Origin of the sequence: Legionella saoudiensis (assembly GCF_001465875.1) — a bacterium.
Classification (GTDB): Bacteria; Pseudomonadota; Gammaproteobacteria; order Legionellales; family Legionellaceae; genus Legionella; species Legionella saoudiensis.
Genome location: NZ_LN901323.1, coordinates 212,620 through 230,964 on the forward strand (window position 1 = coordinate 212,620; position 18,345 = coordinate 230,964).

The following is an 18,345-nucleotide window of genomic DNA, read 5'->3' on the forward strand; positions in this document are numbered from 1 at the left end:
CAACTTGCATTATAATGAGCCTGAGTGCTCTGCAAGATATTCAGCAACACCTTCTGGAGAGGCCGTCATACCCGCTTGCCCCTTTCTCCAACCAGCAGGACATACTTCCCCTTTTTCTTCGAAGAATTGAACGGCATCAATTGTTCTTAAAAGCTCATCAACGTTACGGCCGATTGGTAAATCATTCACAATTTGTGCGCGAACCATACCTTTAGTGTCGATAATAAATGCACCACGAAATGCCACACCAGCAGCAGGATGCTCTACACCGTAAGCTTGGCAAATACTATGAGTCATATCCGCTGCCATAGTGTAACGAACTGGGCCAATTCCGCCTTTTTCTACAGGAGTATTTCTGTATGCGTTATGTGTAAAATGAGAATCGATAGACACAGCAACCACTTCCACATTACGGCTTTTGAATTCATCCATACGATGATCTAAAGCAATCAGCTCAGAAGGGCATACAAAAGTAAAATCTAAAGGATAGAAAAACACTAATCCATATTTGCCTTTGATGTGCTCATGCAAATTAAATTTATCGATAATTTCACCATTGCCCATCACCGCAGCTACGGTAAAATCAGGAGCTTTACGTCCGACTAGTACACTCATTCTATGATCTCCATTGGCGCGCAAGAGAGAGCCTTGCGCAAATTATTATTATCGAGAGCAGCTTATATTCCGCCGGTCTAAGGCCCAAAGCAAGATCGATTACTTGAACCCAGAACGCAAAATATAATAACCTTTATACAGCAATTGCATCACGTAACATGGTTTCTAACTCACCTTGCTGAAATAATTCAGCAATAATATCAGAGCCGCCAATCAATTCGCCTTTAACATATAACTGAGGGAAAGTCGGCCAATCAGAAACCTGTGGTAGCATTTGACGGATATCAGGATTGGCAAGAACATCTACGTAAGCAAAATCAACACCACAAGCCTCGATGCATTGTACTGCACGCGCAGAAAAACCACATTGAGGCATCTTTGGTGAGCCTTTCATGTAGAGCAGAATAGTATTTTCTGCGATTTGCTTTTTAATTTTTTCGATTGTATCCACGCTCGTGTACCTTTAAAATAAATAAAAACGCTAATTATGGCGAAAAGCAAGCACGGCCGCAACTTATTTCATTCCCCTTACCTCGACTCATTAAGGTAAATGGCAGCTACCCACAACGTCCAAATTAATATTTATTGCATTAATAATAGGCAGGGAATCTTAAGGAAATATTAATTGAATATCATATTTGTCCTGCTACACTTAGGGCACTCACAAATAAGGAGAACTTTATGACTTTTACTTTGCCAAAATTACCCTATGAAATGGATGCGTTGGCCCCTCATATTTCTAAAGAAACTTTGGAATATCATTATGGAAAACACCATCAAGCTTACGTGAATAACTTGAATAAATTAATTCCTGGAACAGAATTCGAATCCATGTCGCTTGAAGACATCATCATGAAATCCAAAGGTGGAGTATTTAATAATGCCGCACAAATTTGGAACCATACTTTCTATTGGCATTGTTTGAGCCCTAATGGCGGTGGCGAGCCAAATGGTAAGCTTGCTGAGGCCATTAATAAACACTTCGGTTCTTTTAGCACTTTTAAAGAGCAATTTACTCAAGCAGCAGCCACTACATTTGGTTCAGGCTGGGCTTGGTTGGCGCAAGATAAGGCTGGTGATTTAAAGATTATGAGTACCAGCAATGCAGGTACACCAATGACGGAAGGCTTGACCGCTCTTTTGACCTGTGACGTATGGGAGCATGCTTATTATATTGATTACCGTAATGCGCGTCCTGATTATATCAGTGCATTTTGGTCATTAGTGAATTGGGACTTTGTCTCTGATAATATGAAGTAAGTGATGGGACTGCCGAGTCACTACCATTAAATAAACGCTTAGTCATTGTAGGCTGGGCTGCTAAGCCCAGCCTACAATATTTTTCAGCCGCCAGAAGTTTTTAATGGACATTAAAACGGCAAAGAGATTATAAAAGGAAGATAGATAATGGCTTTAATTACTAGCTACAATCCCATGCCTATAACCTTTACTCATGGTGAAGGCGTCTGGCTTTATGACGACCAGGGAAAAGCATATCTTGATGGCTTAAGCGGGATAGCCGTTTGTGGGTTAGGGCATGCTCATCCCGATGTCACTAAAACGATACAAGACCAAGCAGCAAAACTCTTGCATACCTCCAATACATTTCACATTAAACAGCAAGAGTTACTTGCAGAAAAACTTACCTCAATGACGGGCATGGAACAAGTTTTTTTTGCCAACTCAGGTGCAGAAGCCAATGAAGCGGCGATTAAACTCACCCGCCTTTACGGCCATAAAAAAGGTATTGAAACACCTTCTATTATTGTTATGGAACGCGCATTTCATGGCCGCACCATGGCCACATTAACGGCCTCAGGCAGCCGTAAAGTACAAGCAGGTTTTGAACCTTTAGTACCTGGATTTATCCGCGCCCCCTTTAATGACATTGAGGCCATCCACACCATAGCAGCGAATCGCGAAGATGTGGTTGCAGTAATGCTAGAACCCATTCAAGGTGAGGGCGGAATTTATGCCGCTGAAGAAGGTTATTTACGTGCCGTAGCTAAATTATGTGAACAACATGATTGGATGCTGATTTTGGATGAAATCCAAACAGGAAATGGCCGCACCGGTAAATTATATGCATGCATGCACCATGGTATTCAGCCCGATATTCTTACCACCGCGAAAGGCCTGGGTAATGGTGTGCCCATCGGTGCTTGCCTTATGAGCAAAAAAGCTACGGATTTATTTAAGCCTGGAAATCATGGGTCAACCTTTGGTGGTAATCCCCTTGCCTGTGCTACCGCCTTAACTGTATTGGAAGTCATTGAGCGTGATAAAATTTGCGAACTGGTTACCCGTAACAGTGCGCTCTTGATGGATAAGCTTATCCAAAACTTAGGTGAGCATCCACATGTTAAAGCCATTCGTGGTAAAGGCTATATGATTGGCGTGGAACTGGATAGGCCAGCTACAGATATGCGTAATATTGGTTTAGCCAATGGCATTATTTTTAACGTTACAGCCGATACCGTCGTACGGTTATTACCTCCACTTACCATCAGCGAAGAAGAAATTGATGAATTAGTGAAACGATTAACACTCACTATTAATCAATTTACCCAATAGGATTTATGTTTGGTCCCGATGCGTTATTTACATTAGCCTCCAGATTCCACTGCAATACATCCAAGCCCTTAGATTTGGCTTGGATGCACCTTGCATTTCTGAAGCTGGCGGCTATTAATGGAGATAAAAATATAAAATCCCATACCGATGCATGTTAACAGTAGAAAAAACAAGGACATTAAACTGACTTGTTGAATAGTGAAGGCATGCTGCAAAATAACACTTAGTGAGCTACTGACTAAACACCATAACAAAATAAATAGCATTAAGGAAATAAGCGTATTAATAAGATTTCTAGTACCATAAAAATGCGATAAGGACTCAGAATCCACAATGCTTAAAGAAAAATACTGCGCCAAAGCATAACAAATCGAACTAAAAAAACTGCCTAAGCAAATGAAAAGACAGCTAAAAAGATAATGGCTCCCCCAAAAAGCCACCATACATAAGTTAAATAGCAAACCTAGGGCTGCAAAACGAAAAAGCTTCCGGTAACTAAATAATGCAATTGGGAATAAATTACCTACAAGCATGCCAACGCCTGCAAAGGAAAGAATCACTCCTATTTGTGAAACCGAAAAATAAAAAGAATAAAAGGGAATGATCATAATCGCCACTATATTAAGCCACATAAAATTTAAGCTGTATAAATACAAAATGGATGACCTGCTTACAGTCAGCTCCACTCCCTGCGAACGAAATTGCGACTGCAGTGACGTATTTTTCTGTAAATTCCAATGAATTAACACTAGAAAAATTCGATAAATTAGAATAATTACTATAGATGTAACTAATAAACTTACAAATGATAATTTATTGAAAAAGAAACTGCCAATAAGTGGGCCGGTAATATACCCCAAAGTATTAGCCAGCCTGGTGGTAGTAATGACAAAAGGCAAATCTTTATAAGTACAATAAGTTGCGGTTACTTTATCAAAAAAAATACTTTCCATTGAAGCCAAAAAAGCAACACAGGCTAAGATAATAAGTAAATTATCCAGTGGCGCTTTCTCGGTTAAAACAATGAACCAAAAGCCGAGAAATAAGATTAAAATAAAATCCAGACAACGTTTTAAGGCCGTAAATACGTTAGTATTTTCCAGCAGCTTAGGAACAATAAAAAGCAAAACCGCGGAGGGTAAATAAATTAACGCCCCATAGAGCGGAAATTCTTCCAAGGTAATGTAGTGCTGTAATAGAGTATTCAAAATAAAAAAATTGAATACTTTAAATAAAACAGTTAATAATCCATGGTTTGTCCAAATTTGTAAGAACTGCTTTCTATTCATTCCCAAACATCCTAGGACAATTGCAGTAATGCCTGATGGTTATTCTCCAAAAGCGCGAGCATAGTTAAACCTTCCCGTAACATTGCTTCATTGGCTAAGGAATAGCAGGTCATAACCCAAAAAATCCATTTTGCCGCCGAGATATAAATATCCACATCATTAATCGCTAAAGGTAATGCATAAGCATCCCTGAAGCACTTTGCCGCAGCCATATCTAAATAGTATTGGTTGGTATTTTTTTGCAAAACCCAGCTGGTGACTGTATCGATAAAATCAATTTCAGCCCGCATCAGACAAAAGTTTTCCCAATCAACGAGAAAATGCTGACCGGCTTCATTCCAAATAACATTTTTCGGTTTTATATCCGAATGAGAAATAACTAAAGTGGGTGCTTGCCCTATGCGTAAAATTTCATCGTAAGTGACCCTGGTATACACTCCCCGTAATAAATTTTTTAAGGGATTATTCAGATATCTTATGGCGAGTTTTTCCACTAAGGCCAACCCGTGGCTTGTTACCAAATTTTTCCAGCAACTGGCAAAAAAATATGATTTAAGATTAAAAAAATTCCTATCATAATTAAATGGCTGGGTTTGATGTAAGGTAGCGAGTACGTGTGCAATTTGTATTTTTTGCTCGAGATTTAAATAAAAAGGCTCTTTATTTTCGCCGGGAATAAAATGCATCATATAAAATACAAGATCTTTATATTCCTGCACAAAGGTATTATTAATAGAAATTAGTTTTGGAGATGCTATTTTCTTAGTTAGATCATTCACATAGCTGGTATGCAGAGTAAGAAAATTTATCAACCCTAGAGAATTTAATTGATATAATTCTTCTAGATTACCTTTATTGATTATTTTTATCGTCGTTATTTTGCCATTCTCCTCTCGCGCGAAATAAAGCGCGCCTAACATATTTTCTGATTCTTTTATTAGTATGGGATTTACGAATTGATGTTCTCGTAAAAATTCACCCAGTAGAGATTCAATAGGCTGGTGCATAATTATTTTCCTTTTTTTATTACTAATTAAAGCCATTTATTCCGTTTTTAAATCGCCTATCCATGCAGAACGTTAATTACCCATAAAGAAACCAAATAAATGGCAATTGATTAATTATAGACCAACCTGGCGGTAATTTTTGTTCCTTTACAAATATTGATTTTAAAAATAAATATCCTTTTTCTTTTACTGCAGCGCAACATAAAGTTAAAAATAGACTATAATTGTATAAATTTTGTGCTACCCTTAAAAAGCAAGACCGTTTCAATAACAGAGATGTACAATGAGCCTAGATGTCTTTAGCACCCAAACCATCATCGACCTCTTAAAAGAAAATGCTCGAAATACTCCGAGTAAGGCTGCTTTAACATTTCTCTCTCAAAAAGAGAATATTTCTTTAACTTATAAAGAATTGCTAGAGCAAATGGAGCGTTTTGCCACCCGGATTCTAAAGCTTGCCGAGCCTGGCTCACGAGCTATTATTTTATTAAATCCTGGTATCGATTATCTGGTCTCTTTTTTAGGCTGCTTACTGGCTGGAGTTATTGCTGTTCCCGCATATCCTCCCACCAACAGTCGCCATAACATTAGATTATTATCGATTATTGAAGATGCTTCGGTGCAGGTGATTATTACTTCTTCTGCGGTGGTTCATCGTTTGGACTTCAATGAAGATAACAAAACACAGGTCCTTATTATCGAGGAGGAAGAAAATACCTCGACTACCTTAAGGCAATTGCCTCCTATTTACAGCGAAGACGTAGCCTTTCTCCAGTACACCTCCGGATCTACTGGCAATCCCAAGGGGGTGATGGTTACTCATAAGAATATTATTGCAAATGTTCAATGCATTAATGATAAGTTAGCTCAACGAGTTACTACCCTCTGCTCTTGGCTGCCGCCCTTCCATGATATGGGCATGATTGGCTGTACCCTTTTTCCTTTGGCCTATAATGGCCATGTGGTCAGTATGTCGCCCACCGATTTTCTGAAAAATCCATTTAAATGGTTAAAAGCAATCAGTGATTTTCGTGCTGAATGTACTGCGGCACCGGACTTTGCTTATGATTTATGCACCAGAGTGATTACAGACGATGAAAAAAAGGAACTCGATTTAAGCTCATGGCTTTTTGCCATTAATGGCTCTGAACCGGTCAATGCCGAACATTTAAAACAATTTAGTGATGCCTTCGCAGAATGCGGGTTTAACGCCAAATCCGGCCACCCCGCCTATGGCATGGCTGAAACAACCTTATTGATCTCTACCAAAGAAGTAGGCACGGAAACGTTAGTCATGCGTGTGGAAAAGCATACATTCCAAAAAAATATCATCCAGAAAGCTCAAGATGGTGAAGAGTATGTTAATTTGGTTAGCTGTGGCACTGTCTATAACAATTATAATTTAAAAATTATTGACCCCACGAGTTTGGAGATCTTGCCCACCAATAAAATTGGCGAAATCGTAGTCCAAGGTGATTCGGTTACGAAAGGGTATTGGAATAAACCGAAACTCAATCAAGAAATTTTTCATTTAAATTTAGCCTCTGAAGACAAGCCCTTTCTGCGAACTGGAGATTTAGGCTTTTTAAATCCCCACGGCGAACTTTTTATTACTGGGCGCCTCAAAGATTTAATTATCATTCGCGGACAAAACCTGTATCCCCAAGACATTGAACATTGCGTTGAAAAAAGTCATTCCTTGCTCATCAAGCATGGCGGAGCAGCCTTTGTTGTTGACAAAGAAAATAAGGAACCGGAGTTAATCTTAGTCCAGGAAGTTCATCGCAGCGCGAAACAATTCGATGAAATTTTTTCAGCAATATTAGACTGTTGCTCCCAAGAGTTACCCGTATTGCCCAGCGAGATCGTGCTAATAAAACAGTCCTCATTGCCTCGAACCTCTAGTGGTAAAGTGCAGCGTAGCGGCTGTAAGCAGGCATTTCTCGCCAAAGAATTACACATCTATGCCCAATGGCAACGAAAAGCCCATCAGCCAAAACAATCAATGCCTCAGCAACCCCATTTAGCCAATGCACATGAAAAAAACAGCTTAAGCTTATGGATGAAACAATGGCTTGCCGATAATTTATCGCTCCAATTAGACCTAATTGACGTCCATAAAAATTTTTCTTACTACGGTATGGATTCAGTAAGTGCGGTCCAATTTACTACCGCACTAGGAAATCTCATAAATAAGGAAATTAATCCTAGCTTGTTATGGTCTTTTACTACAATTGAAGCCTTAACAGCGCATTTACTCACTGAAGAAGACCCGCTTGCCTTCGCAAATGAGCATTCAACGCCACAAAAACGCTTTGAACCAGTAGCAATTATCGGGATGAGCTGCCGCTTTCCGGGCAGCAGCAATAGCCCACAAGAATTTTGGGAGCTCTTACAACAGGCTAAAGACGGCGTTGGTAATGTGCCTAAAAATCGCTGGGATTCTCAGCTGTATACAGCACAAGCTGGCACCATGGGCACAATAGCTACCTCTAAAGGTGGTTTTATTGACAATGTTGATCAGTTTGATGCCGCTTTATTTAACATTAGTCGGCGTGAAGCAGAAGCAATGGATCCCTAACATCGTCTTTTACTGGAATTAACCTGGGAAGCGCTGGAGCGAGCTGGCATCGCCCCTTTATCTTTAAATGATACTGATGCGGCAATCTTTATTGGAATTGCTTCCAATGACTATAGCCAATTAGCGCATGATGCAGTACAACACAATGCTAATGCCTACTATGGGATAGGTAATGCTCATAGTGCTGCCGCGGGGCGAATTGCTTACTTTTTAGGCACGCATGGCGAGTCAGTAGCGGTAGATACCGCATGCTCCTCCTCATTGGTTGCCGTATTCAATGCCTGTCAGGATTTACATGAAAAAGGCTATAGCTTAGCCATTGTGGGTGGCGTAAACTGCATTCTGGATCCCTCGTTAAGTGTAAGTTTCTCGCAAGCGGGAATGTTATCACCTCAGGGTAAATGCCAAGTCTTTGACGCTAAGGCAGATGGCTATGTGCGTAGTGAGGGATGCGGTGTGCTCATTTTAAAACGCTTAGCCGATGCACAACGTGATAAAGACCCTATTTTGGCAGTCATTCAAAGTGCTGTAGTGAATAGCGATGGACACAGTAATGGCATCACCGCGCCAAGTCCCAAGGCACAACAGGACTTAATTAGTAAAGCCATTCATGCCGCAGGGCTTTCTCCCGATTTAATTGATTATATTGAGACTCATGGCACAGGTACGCGCCTGGGTGACCCGATTGAGTTTAATGCGTTGAAAGAAGTTTTTGCCACCGGCACACGGCAAAAGGATTTATATATCGGCTCGGTAAAAAGCAACATCGGCCATTTAGAAGCAGCTGCGGGTATGGCAGGCCTTATCAAAACCATTTTAATGTTACAACATCAGCAAATTCCCGCCAATTTACATTTTGAAACCGTTAATCCGCTAATTGACTTAGCCTCAATCCCGGCACAAGTACCTACACACTTGCAAGCCTGGGAAGCTGGAGCGCAAAAACAACTACGTTATGCTGGCATTAGCTCTTTTGGTTTTACGGGCACCAACGCGCACCTAATCCTTAGCGAAGCTCCCCCTAAAAATGCCCTGGATGCCGCGGTGGATACGCCCCAAAGACCGGTGCATGTCTTCACGCTATCAGGACATACTCCAGAAGCTTTAGCGGCACAACAAGCACAATTAGCAGAATTTATACAACGCGATGCGCCTATGGATTTAGCCAATTTATGCCATAACCTTGCTCTTAGTCGCAGTGCTTTAGATTATCGGCTGGCCTTTCCTGTGCAAACCCACGCAGAATTACTGGAAAAATTAACTACCATTACCCCAACCAATAAAGCAGTAGCATTAAATACTGACAAAATAGCCTTTCTATTTACAGGACAAGGCTCACAATATTCAGGGATGGGCTGGGAACTTTATACTACGCACCCTTTATTTAGGCAGGAAGTTGATCAATGCAGTCAGCTACTGGCGGATTGTTTGCCCGTGCCACTGACTAAGGTAATGTTTGATCCTGAACTGGCTTCCTTATTAAACCAAACTCAGTATACTCAACCCGCCTTGTTTGTACTTCAATATGCTTTAGCGCAATTATGGATAAGTTGGGGAATTCTCCCCACAGCGGTTATCGGTCACAGTGTTGGCGAGTATGTCGCAGCAACTGTGGCAGGCGTTATGAGTTTAGCAGATGGCTTAAAACTCATTGCCGCTCGCGCCAAACTCATGCAAGCACAGCAAGAAGGCAGTATGCTTAGCGTGAGTGTTGATGAAACACAAGCTCAAGCCTTACTGCAGGAATTCCAAACTCAGGCACCAGAGGCAATCTTAAATATTGCGGCAGTAAACAGCTTGAATCAAGTGGTATTTGCTGGTGAAAGCACCGCCATTCGTCAGTTAAATCAGCAATGCCAGTTGCAAGGGATTCGCAGCACCGAGCTGCAAGTGTCTCATGCCTTCCATTCCGAACTTTTACGTCCAATGATTGCTGAATTTAAGCAGATTGCTGCAAGCATTCAGTATTTGCCGCCCAAACTCGTGCTAATTTCCAACGTCAGTGGCAAGCAAATCGCTGCCATCAATGCCGATTATTGGGCTGAGCACGTCCTGGCTACGGTGCGATTTAGTAGCGGAATACAGGAATTAATTTTAGGAAATTATCAAACTTTTATAGAAATGGGCCCACAGCCGGTTTTATTAGCTTTTGCTCGACAGGCTAGCCCTTCACAACAGGCTTTATGGTTGGCTTCGCTCAGAAAAAATCGCCCTGACTGGCAAATCCTCTCCGAAGCTATAGCACAACTCTTTGAAAACGGACATACCATAAATTGGCAGGCCTATAATGCACCGTTTAAACTGACAATCGATGCACACAATTTACCTACTTATGCGTTCCAGCATCAATCATATTGGCTCACAGACGAATTTAAAAAGCCGGTAAGTAATTCTATCAGCTCCGATTCAAGTCAGGCCCTTTATCAAATGGAATGGAAGCCATTAGCAAAGACATCGCAGCGAAATAGGCCTCAAGCGGTAACAGGAAAATGGTTGATTTTTGCGAATCAAGATGTAGAAAGTCAGAATATGATAAAACTGTTATCTACTTTTTTACCAGTGATTATGGTGGTGCGTCCTGGAAGAAAAATGACACTGACTCCCGATGAAGCAGTACTTAACCCTTATGAGCCAGAGCATTTTTCCAACTTATTGAGCAAGCACCCCAAAATTGAAGGCATTTTTTATTTATGGGGCCTAGTAGACACGGAGTTTTTTCAAGAACCGCGATTACAAGCCTTAACTTGTGATGACATGAACCAATTAATTAAAAATTCATGCGCAGGCTTACTTCATTTGGTGCAAGCGCTTATAGCTCACAAACAGCAGGTCAAGTTTTGGAACGTAACCCGAGGAGCAACAACCATAGCTCCTCCTCCTTTACCCTTTTTTTCACCACTAGTAGGTATGGGAAAAACCTTGGTTCTGGAATACCCTGAACTAGATTACCATCATTTTGATGTTGATCTGGAAACAACGATGCAAAGCACGGCAACCCAACTGCAACAACTGATTAATCATTATCAAGACGAAGCCCTTCTCGCCTACTACAAGAATTTATTATATGTACCACGCATCACTCCCGCACACATACCTCCAGTTGTCCCTAAAAAAGCATTGGTAAAAAATGCCTCTTATCTAATTACTGGGGGTCTAGGCGGAATAGGCTCTATTCTATGTAAGTGGCTGATTCAGCAAGGGGTAAACTCGATTATTTTATTAGGCAGGCGCCCATTAAATGATGAGCTAAACGCGATGCTTAATTCATTGCGTGTTGATAATGTGGGTATCCACTATATTCAAGCGGATGTGAGTGATAACCAACAACTGCGGTTGGCATTAACCAAGATCCACTGCACACTGCCTGCAATTAAAGGAATTTTTCATGCGGCAGGCACTTTAAGTGATGGCTTATGGTCACAGCTAACCTGGAATGATTTTGAACAAGTTTTCGCGGCTAAAGTTCAAGGGTCCTATAATTTACACCGCTTAAGCATCGAGCTTACCCCTGAGTTAGAGCATTTTGTGATGTTTTCATCGATCAGTTCTTTATTAGGTACCCCAGGACAAGCAAATTATGCCGCAGCAAACACTTTTCTCGATAACTTGGCTCACTACCGAGCTCAAGCAGGGTTACCTGCAGTAAGCATTAATTTTGGCCCTTGGCAGCAAATAGGTATGACTCGTGATTTAGTGCAGTCCTGGTCGGCTTATGGTATTCATAACATTAGTGAGGAGTTAGGTTTAGCTTCATTAAAACGGGCAATGTCAGGCTCTTTCACTCAATTGTGTTTAATGCCTAATGAGATGACAACGCAGTTGGCCCACTTACCACGTTCCTATAAAAAATTATTGACTGAGCTTATTCCTGAGCCGCAAAAGGCTCAACCAGCACATGTCAATGCGGCAATACATCAATCGAGCCAAGATCTACTTGTTCAATTAAGACAGCAACAATCTGCGCAACGAGTCTCTGAGCTAAAAGATATCTTCATAAAAGAGATTCGTACGATTCTTCGTTTAAAAGAAAGCGACAGTCTGCCTATGAGCAGCAATTTATTAGCGCTAGGAATGGATTCTATTCTTGGTATGGAGTTGGTACGTCAACTGCAATGCAAATTGGGCTTGGAAAATTTAAGCATCCAAGCCTTGCTCTTTGAGAACCGCTCACTAGACAATATTGTCGATTTTTTGAATGAGCAAATAGGCACTAGCACGAAGCAAGATGATGGCCCTTGCCTAACTCAAATAAGGCCCCACCAATTAGTACCACTTTCGGTGCAACAAATGCGCCTGTGGAATCATATTCAAGCTCAGCCCATGAATCCTGTGTATGTGATCACTAATCAGTTCGAACTTGATGGCCCGGTGGATGTATTGATTTTGGAAAAAAGCATTCAACAAGTTATTGAGCGCCATTCTATGCTCCGTTGTAGCTTTCATAGTTCGATGGGAACGCCTTTTCAATTTTTTCATGATCAGGTTGATTTTAAATTGAATTATGTTGATCTTCGTGCTTTAGAATCTAAAGATCAAACACAACAAATCAAGCAATTATTGCAAAGAATAAACACTCATATCTTTGATTTGAGTAAAGCGCCTTTATTGGCAAGTTATTTGATTCAACACGCTGAGGAACGCTATATTTGGACCTTCAGTGTGAGTCATTTATTAGTTGATGGGGGTAGCAGCCTACTTTTGTTTGAAGAGATTCTGCATGTTTATGCACTCAATCAAAATCGCACCACGCAAATCTTGCCGACAGCCACACCTTATGAAGAATTTGTGGAGTGGCAATTAACCAATGTAGTCAATGGTACTTATGAAAAATATGTTACTTTTTGGCGAAATACCTTGTTGAACTATCACCCTCCAGTGCTGCCCACGGATAAGCCTCTACCTCAGCATGCATCCGCTTTTGGTGCAAAAGAGCCCATTAGCGTTTCTGCAGAATTACTGAATAAGCTGCACAATTTAGCTAAACAAAATCAAGTTACACTGCCTAATTTATTATTAGCAGCTTATGGACTGGTGTTAGCGCAGTTTAGCAAAACCGAGCAAGCCTTTATTACCTTGCTTTGTGCTGGACGTGAAATGGAAAAATTCCAGGCAACTATGGGTGAGATAGCCAATGAATTGCCCTTGATTATCCATTCTTCGCCTACCATGCGTTTCATTGATATGGCCAAGCAGTTACAAAATGACTTAGTTCTGTTTTTTGAATATCAGTATTTACAACCCGAGCAAATTGCCGCCCTTGATTTACCAATCCCTGATGTATCTTTCGACTTCCAACACTTGGCCCTCAAGCCTGTTGACCCTGGATTTAAACTCAAGCCATTAGCTCAGGAGGACACAAAGATTCCTCTTTGGGGCACTAGTCCGCGCAAACTGTCATTAAAATTTAATTATGACCGCAATGCATTAACTGGGTATCTTAAGTATCGGGTTGACTTATATGAGCGTGAAACTATTTATCTTCTTACTACCCAGTTTCTGAAAATACTTGAGGAGGTTGTCGAGAAACCTGAAAGCACATGTGACAATTTAGCTAATTTGTGGAGCTCACTATGAGTAAGTCGTATCTAATAAAACCCCCTTTATCCATATTCAAAGAATATGACGTTCGCAGTAAAATTGGCGAAGACCTAAATGAAAATACTTACTATACTTTAGGCGTGGCGATTGGCAGTGAACTACAGGAAGTACATGGATTGCATACTGTATTATTGTCGCGTGACAGTCGTGCAAGTAGCGATGCATTTGCCGAATCCTTGATTAAGGGATTATTAGAAAGTGGCACCCAAATTATTGATATTGGCTGCTTACCCACCCCCTTATTGCATTTTGCGATGATGGATTTGCAATGCCATTCCGGATTGATGGTTACCGCGAGCCATAATCCGGCGAATTATAATGGTTTAAAACTTACCTTAGGCGACCAGAATTATTATGGAGGCAGGCTCTATGCCTTATACCAACGGATTATGGAGAATAAATTTATCATTGATCGCGAAGACCGAGGAAAACTGATTCAATATCCTTCGGAACAAGTGATTGATAAATACATTCGCCTGGTTAAAGAGCGTACTGGGACTATTAAAAATCTACGCGTTGTAGTGGATTGCGGGAATGCGGTGGCAGGTCATGTAGCTCCTCAGTTATTAACTGCTTTAGGTTGCGAGGTCATCCCTTTATATTGCGACGTGCAATCAAGCTTTCCTAATCACCACCCAGATCCGTCTGTAGAAGAAAATTTAATGAGTCTGTGCCAGATGGTGGTGGAACAACGCGCCGATCTTGGCGTGGCCTTTGATGGCGATGGCGATCGTTTAGGTATAGTGGATAACAATGGCTGTATTATTCCTTCAGATTACTTGCTGCTGGCCTTTGCTGATACTTTACTCAAGAAAGAACCTAATGCAGCCGTGGTATTTGATATTAAATGCACCCAACATTTAAATGAGTACATTCTCGCCAACCAAGGACGTCCCATTATGACGCGCACTGGTATGGCGCATATTATGTCCAGTATGTCCGAGCATAACGCGGCCATTGGCGGTGAGTTTTGTGGGCACTTCTACTTTAATGATCGCTGGTTAGAATATGATGATGGTATTTATGCGGCCGCACGAGCCCTAGAAATGTTAAGTGGGCAAGCACTTGATAGTCATCAGTTTTTTGACCAATTTCCTAAATCCTTAAGTACTAGCGAATTAAAAATTGACATTGATGAGCAGCACAAAGAAGAATTTATGAAACAGTTAATTCTCCATGCGCCCATGTATCTAGGAGGAGAACTGGTACAAATCGATGGGCTAAGAGTAACACATGACGATGCCTGGGGGTTAGTACGTGCTTCCAACACGGGGCCTTATTTAACCCTGCGCTTTGAAGCAAAGACCCATACCGCCATGCAAAATATTAAAGACTTATTTGCCAAATTAATTACGACCATTAATCCTTCATTGGTCTTACCTTTTTAGTGAGACACTATGGATAAAGAAGTACTTGCACTTTTTGATTTTGACGGGACATTAACGACAGGTCTACCCAGTAGGCTACTTTTTTTAAACTACTTAGCTGGCTTACCGAAAATGCTCAGTAGCCTTATGTCGAGTATCGCCTACTCCTCCCGAAAACAGTCCGGCGGCGAGTGTATAAATTGGCATCATTATCTGGATGCTCTTATTTTAAAAGGCCGAGACCGGCAGGAGCTTAATGAGCAGGCCATGCAGTTCATCGAACAAGTACTCATCAAAAAACTACGTAAAGAAGCCATAGAGCGTCTCAACTTCCATCAACAACAAGGCCATCGCTGTATTTTAATTAGTGGGGCTTGGGATATTTATCTCGAACCCTTAGCCAAACAATATGAATTTCAGCAGGTAATTTGTACGGAGCTAGAGTTTGATGCGACGAGTAATAAAAGTACGGGGCGGATGCGGAATAATTATTGCACCGGCCAACAAAAAGTTGCTGAATTTAAAAAACGGTATGCCGCTCGGGAAAACTATGAGCTTTATGCCTATGGAGATAGTGTTCATGATATGGCTTTACTCAATTATGCCGATCATGCTTTCTATCGCTGTTTTAAATAAAATATAAAATAGATATTGCTTTTTGCACTAAATTTGTACTAAAATTCTGAGCAAATTACAACCAATCCAAACACAGGGAAGACAAAATGCCCAACCTATCCATCAAAAATGCACAGGTAATCAATGAGTTTATTGCGAACTATAAGCAATTAAATGCGCTAGGGAAGAAACTTTTTCCTCAAGCAATCAAAGAGTTACTCGAGCAACATGCGACAGCAACCGATCCAGCAGAAAATGCATTCGAGCTGATTAGCCTACTTATGAGAACAACTAAGTTATTAAAGCTTTCATGTATTACCAAGTTCAAGGAAAGCAGTCTTTATATAAACTGTAAATTATTAAACGCAAACGGATTATTTTCCAAGGAAAATGCCTTGGTGCTGTTAAGTCATCCTGTAGCAAATCGTCTTTTTGCCGCAATCCACAAGCTAAATGAGCACAACCTACTCCATGGAAATGAAGGGCAAGAACATTTTAACGCGGTAGCACACCACTTGACGGCCCCAGATAAAGCTGCTCATGCGCTAATTACTTTACATAAGTCAGCATTATTAAATGCTAAAAATAGAGAGGCGGTAACCCAGCATTTAACTCATCCGGAAGCGGTAGCAGCCCTTTTACAGCGTATCAGCCCATGGGGTTTATTAACCGGTGAGCAGGGGGAAAAGAATTTACAGCAAGTGATTAATCATCCTCATCCCGATACCATACTCTTAGCCGTGGAATTGCTCAATCCCTGCGATGGTGATTTGCAAGATAAATTTGAAGTGATTATGAATTCCAAAGCATCTTATGCGGCAGCACTTTCACTCTTAGAGTTGGAGCAAGAGAATATGCCTATATCCGCGATTAAAACCTCCCTAACAGATGCCGAGAAACCTGGTTTTGTTACTACCTTGCTAATCAATAATAAAAGATCACTGCAAAGTAGCGCCCCCATGCCATCTTCATCAACGAATACAAATGAAAATGCCCATCCTGCTCCAGGTAGAATGTAATTTGCAATAACACGCAAGAGCAACTAAGGCCCTTATTAAAGGGAGTTTGAAAAACACGTCATCCTAAATCGCAAGGGATGACGTGCTTTTAGGATACTGGCTATAAGTAAGCCCCATTAATCGTAGTAACCAGATTACTCTTTTCACATAATTCAAAAATTGTTTAATTTTTACACTATAATTCTAAATATAAGATTTGTTATTAAGAGCGCTATTATGCCTAAGAAAAAAGAGTCTACGAAAAAAGAACAAATTAAAGCCAATCTGAAAACTGACTTATGGGATTTAGAGACGGTTACGGCGGTAGTTGAAGCAGTCAAAAAAGAAAAAAATCAAAAAGGTGTAACCATGAATATGTTTACACTAAAAACGGATGCTGAAAATGGGGATAATGAATTCAAAATATTTATGGATACGCTTGCCGCCAATATTCATTTGATTCCTGATGGCACCAGAATACAGCTTATGGTGCAAAGTCTTGAGCACTGGTATCCCGTTGATCTGCAAATATCTGGGGGTAATGTCAGTGTAATTATTCCCGAAGCAGGGTTTTCTTCCGCTACCGCAAATGCGACAGTAGTCATTATGAATGCGTTTCCTAATGCAGAAGTTTATCGCTTTTATCCGGACATAAAAACAGTGGATGGCAAACAACGAGGCGTCATGATCCAAGCAGATGGAGAAAGTTGCTCTCGCTTTGGCTTACAACAACTATTTGCGCTACAACGTTTACCCTCAATTCATCAGCAATTACAACAAGAGCAAGGCCAGCTCAAAACTGAAGATATAAATCCTGGTGCAAAAAATCCTTACCGGCATTATAAGTTATCATTTAAGGATACCCCGCCGGAAATAGCCAGCATTTTTAGATCAACCCAATCTTTATCTGCATTAGCGGGGCTTGATCAAGAGATGAAAGACGCCGTGGTAAATAAGAAAGGGGAAACCTTAGAACAGTATAACCAACGCTTTACCCGCTTAAATCCTGAGACTAATCGCATGCAGAATATGGCTATAATGGATTTTAAAGAAAAATATGCGGATAAGACGACAGCGTATCTGAGCAAAGCAAAAAGCGAACAGCTAGAAGGCTCTTTAGATTTTGCAACTCGTGGTGGTATTGATTTCCTTACTAAAGGAGCTAAATATCAAGACCGCTATACTGAAAAACAAGAAGCGCGAGCAAGTTCGAGCGTGATAAAGGCTAAAACTGCGCGCAATGATGTATGCCAACAAGTCAATGCATTATGCCATGAAGCAACAGATGCTCTAAATCACTATGTCACCGATCCTGCTGCGAAAGCGCTGATTGATGATCTGCATGCTGCCCGAATTAATTTTATGGCAACTAGACCGGATAAAAGCCAATCCTTAAAATCGGCTTACAAAAACCAGGCAGCAGATTTAAATTTCGTAACCCAACAGGTAATTGATTATTTACGGCAAAAGCCGGACGATGCGCTTGCTTATAGCATCCAAAGACTCGATACCATGTCGCAGGCATTGAATAGCACCATTCGCCCGCCCGAACGTCCTAATATCATTGTTGCTACCGCAATGAGCTTTAAAGAAAAATTGTCTTCGTTAGTAGGCAAGAATAAAGTCGAGGAAGCAGAGGACGATGATTCGGAAAGCATGCATCTTTAGAGGATAATCCATACGAACATCGAAAAATTATTT

At 40.9% G+C, this 18,345-nt stretch carries 10 protein-coding genes and 1 pseudogene; 7 read left to right on the forward strand and 4 right to left on the reverse strand.

What is annotated here, in order from left to right; all coding sequences use genetic code 11:
- Window positions 1-9: 9 nt before the first annotated feature.
- Window positions 10-615, reverse strand: a complete 606-nt coding sequence (locus tag BN3124_RS07425; protein ID WP_058534165.1) for a peroxiredoxin — start codon at window positions 613-615, stop codon at window positions 10-12.
- Between the two features lie 133 nt (window positions 616-748).
- Window positions 749-1,066, reverse strand: coding sequence for a Grx4 family monothiol glutaredoxin (gene grxD, locus BN3124_RS07430; protein ID WP_058534166.1), 318 nt, complete (start codon window positions 1,064-1,066; stop codon window positions 749-751).
- A 230-nt stretch (window positions 1,067-1,296) separates the two neighbouring features.
- Here grxD and sodB point away from each other — a divergent pair, with 230 nt between their 5' ends.
- Both sodB and BN3124_RS07440 read left to right on the forward strand, forming a co-directional pair.
- Entirely contained in the window at window positions 1,297-1,875 is a 579-nt protein-coding gene (gene sodB / locus BN3124_RS07435; protein ID WP_058534167.1) for a superoxide dismutase [Fe], read from the forward strand.
- Between the two features lie 147 nt (window positions 1,876-2,022).
- Entirely contained in the window at window positions 2,023-3,189 is a 1,167-nt protein-coding gene (locus tag BN3124_RS07440; protein ID WP_058534168.1) for an aspartate aminotransferase family protein, read from the forward strand.
- A 68-nt stretch (window positions 3,190-3,257) separates the two neighbouring features.
- On the opposite strand, the gene BN3124_RS07445 is transcribed toward BN3124_RS07440, so the two are convergent.
- Together BN3124_RS07445 and BN3124_RS07450 are read right to left on the reverse strand one after the other, a co-directional pair.
- Window positions 3,258-4,478 carry an MFS transporter gene (locus tag BN3124_RS07445; protein WP_058534169.1) on the reverse strand — a complete coding sequence of 407 codons (1,221 nt, stop codon included), beginning with the start codon at window positions 4,476-4,478 and terminating at the stop codon, window positions 3,258-3,260.
- 11 nt (window positions 4,479-4,489) lie between these two features.
- Complete coding sequence (locus tag BN3124_RS07450; protein WP_058534170.1) at window positions 4,490-5,485, reverse strand: phosphotransferase; 996 nt, start codon at window positions 5,483-5,485, stop codon at window positions 4,490-4,492.
- A 283-nt stretch (window positions 5,486-5,768) separates the two neighbouring features.
- On the opposite strand from BN3124_RS07450, the pseudogene BN3124_RS17365 reads away from it, so the two are divergent.
- The 5 genes and pseudogenes from BN3124_RS17365 to BN3124_RS07480 all read left to right on the forward strand — a co-directional run bounded on the left by BN3124_RS17365 (window position 5,769) and on the right by BN3124_RS07480 (window position 18,312).
- Window positions 5,769-13,640: pseudogene (locus BN3124_RS17365) on the forward strand (SDR family NAD(P)-dependent oxidoreductase).
- Window positions 13,637-15,052, forward strand: coding sequence for a phosphomannomutase/phosphoglucomutase (locus BN3124_RS07465; protein WP_058534173.1), 1,416 nt, complete (start codon window positions 13,637-13,639; stop codon window positions 15,050-15,052). Before BN3124_RS17365 ends, BN3124_RS07465 begins: the two are co-directional and overlap by 4 nt.
- 9 nt (window positions 15,053-15,061) lie before the next feature.
- Window positions 15,062-15,667, forward strand: a complete 606-nt coding sequence (locus BN3124_RS07470) for an HAD family hydrolase (protein WP_058534174.1) — start codon at window positions 15,062-15,064, stop codon at window positions 15,665-15,667.
- Between the two features lie 86 nt (window positions 15,668-15,753).
- Window positions 15,754-16,665: a hypothetical protein gene (locus BN3124_RS07475; RefSeq protein WP_058534175.1), complete on the forward strand. Its 912-nt coding sequence runs from the start codon at window positions 15,754-15,756 to the stop codon at window positions 16,663-16,665.
- A 216-nt stretch (window positions 16,666-16,881) separates the two neighbouring features.
- A complete protein-coding gene (locus BN3124_RS07480; RefSeq protein WP_058534176.1) occupies window positions 16,882-18,312 on the forward strand; it encodes a YopJ family acetyltransferase in 1,431 nt (476 codons plus the stop codon).
- Window positions 18,313-18,345: the final 33 nt, after the last annotated feature.

Coding starts and splice junctions, on each gene's coding strand:
- BN3124_RS07470 (WP_058534174.1), top strand. CDS start 15,062: ATGGATAAAGAAGTACTTGCACTTTTTGATTTTGACGGGACATTAACG.
- BN3124_RS07425 (WP_058534165.1), bottom strand. CDS start 615: ATGAGTGTACTAGTCGGACGTAAAGCTCCTGATTTTACCGTAGCTGCG.
- BN3124_RS07450 (WP_058534170.1), bottom strand. CDS start 5,485: ATGCACCAGCCTATTGAATCTCTACTGGGTGAATTTTTACGAGAACAT.
- BN3124_RS07440 (WP_058534168.1), top strand. CDS start 2,023: ATGGCTTTAATTACTAGCTACAATCCCATGCCTATAACCTTTACTCAT.
- BN3124_RS07480 (WP_058534176.1), top strand. CDS start 16,882: ATGCCTAAGAAAAAAGAGTCTACGAAAAAAGAACAAATTAAAGCCAAT.
- BN3124_RS07465 (WP_058534173.1), top strand. CDS start 13,637: ATGAGTAAGTCGTATCTAATAAAACCCCCTTTATCCATATTCAAAGAA.
- BN3124_RS07475 (WP_058534175.1), top strand. CDS start 15,754: ATGCCCAACCTATCCATCAAAAATGCACAGGTAATCAATGAGTTTATT.
- sodB (WP_058534167.1), top strand. CDS start 1,297: ATGACTTTTACTTTGCCAAAATTACCCTATGAAATGGATGCGTTGGCC.
- BN3124_RS07445 (WP_058534169.1), bottom strand. CDS start 4,478: ATGAATAGAAAGCAGTTCTTACAAATTTGGACAAACCATGGATTATTA.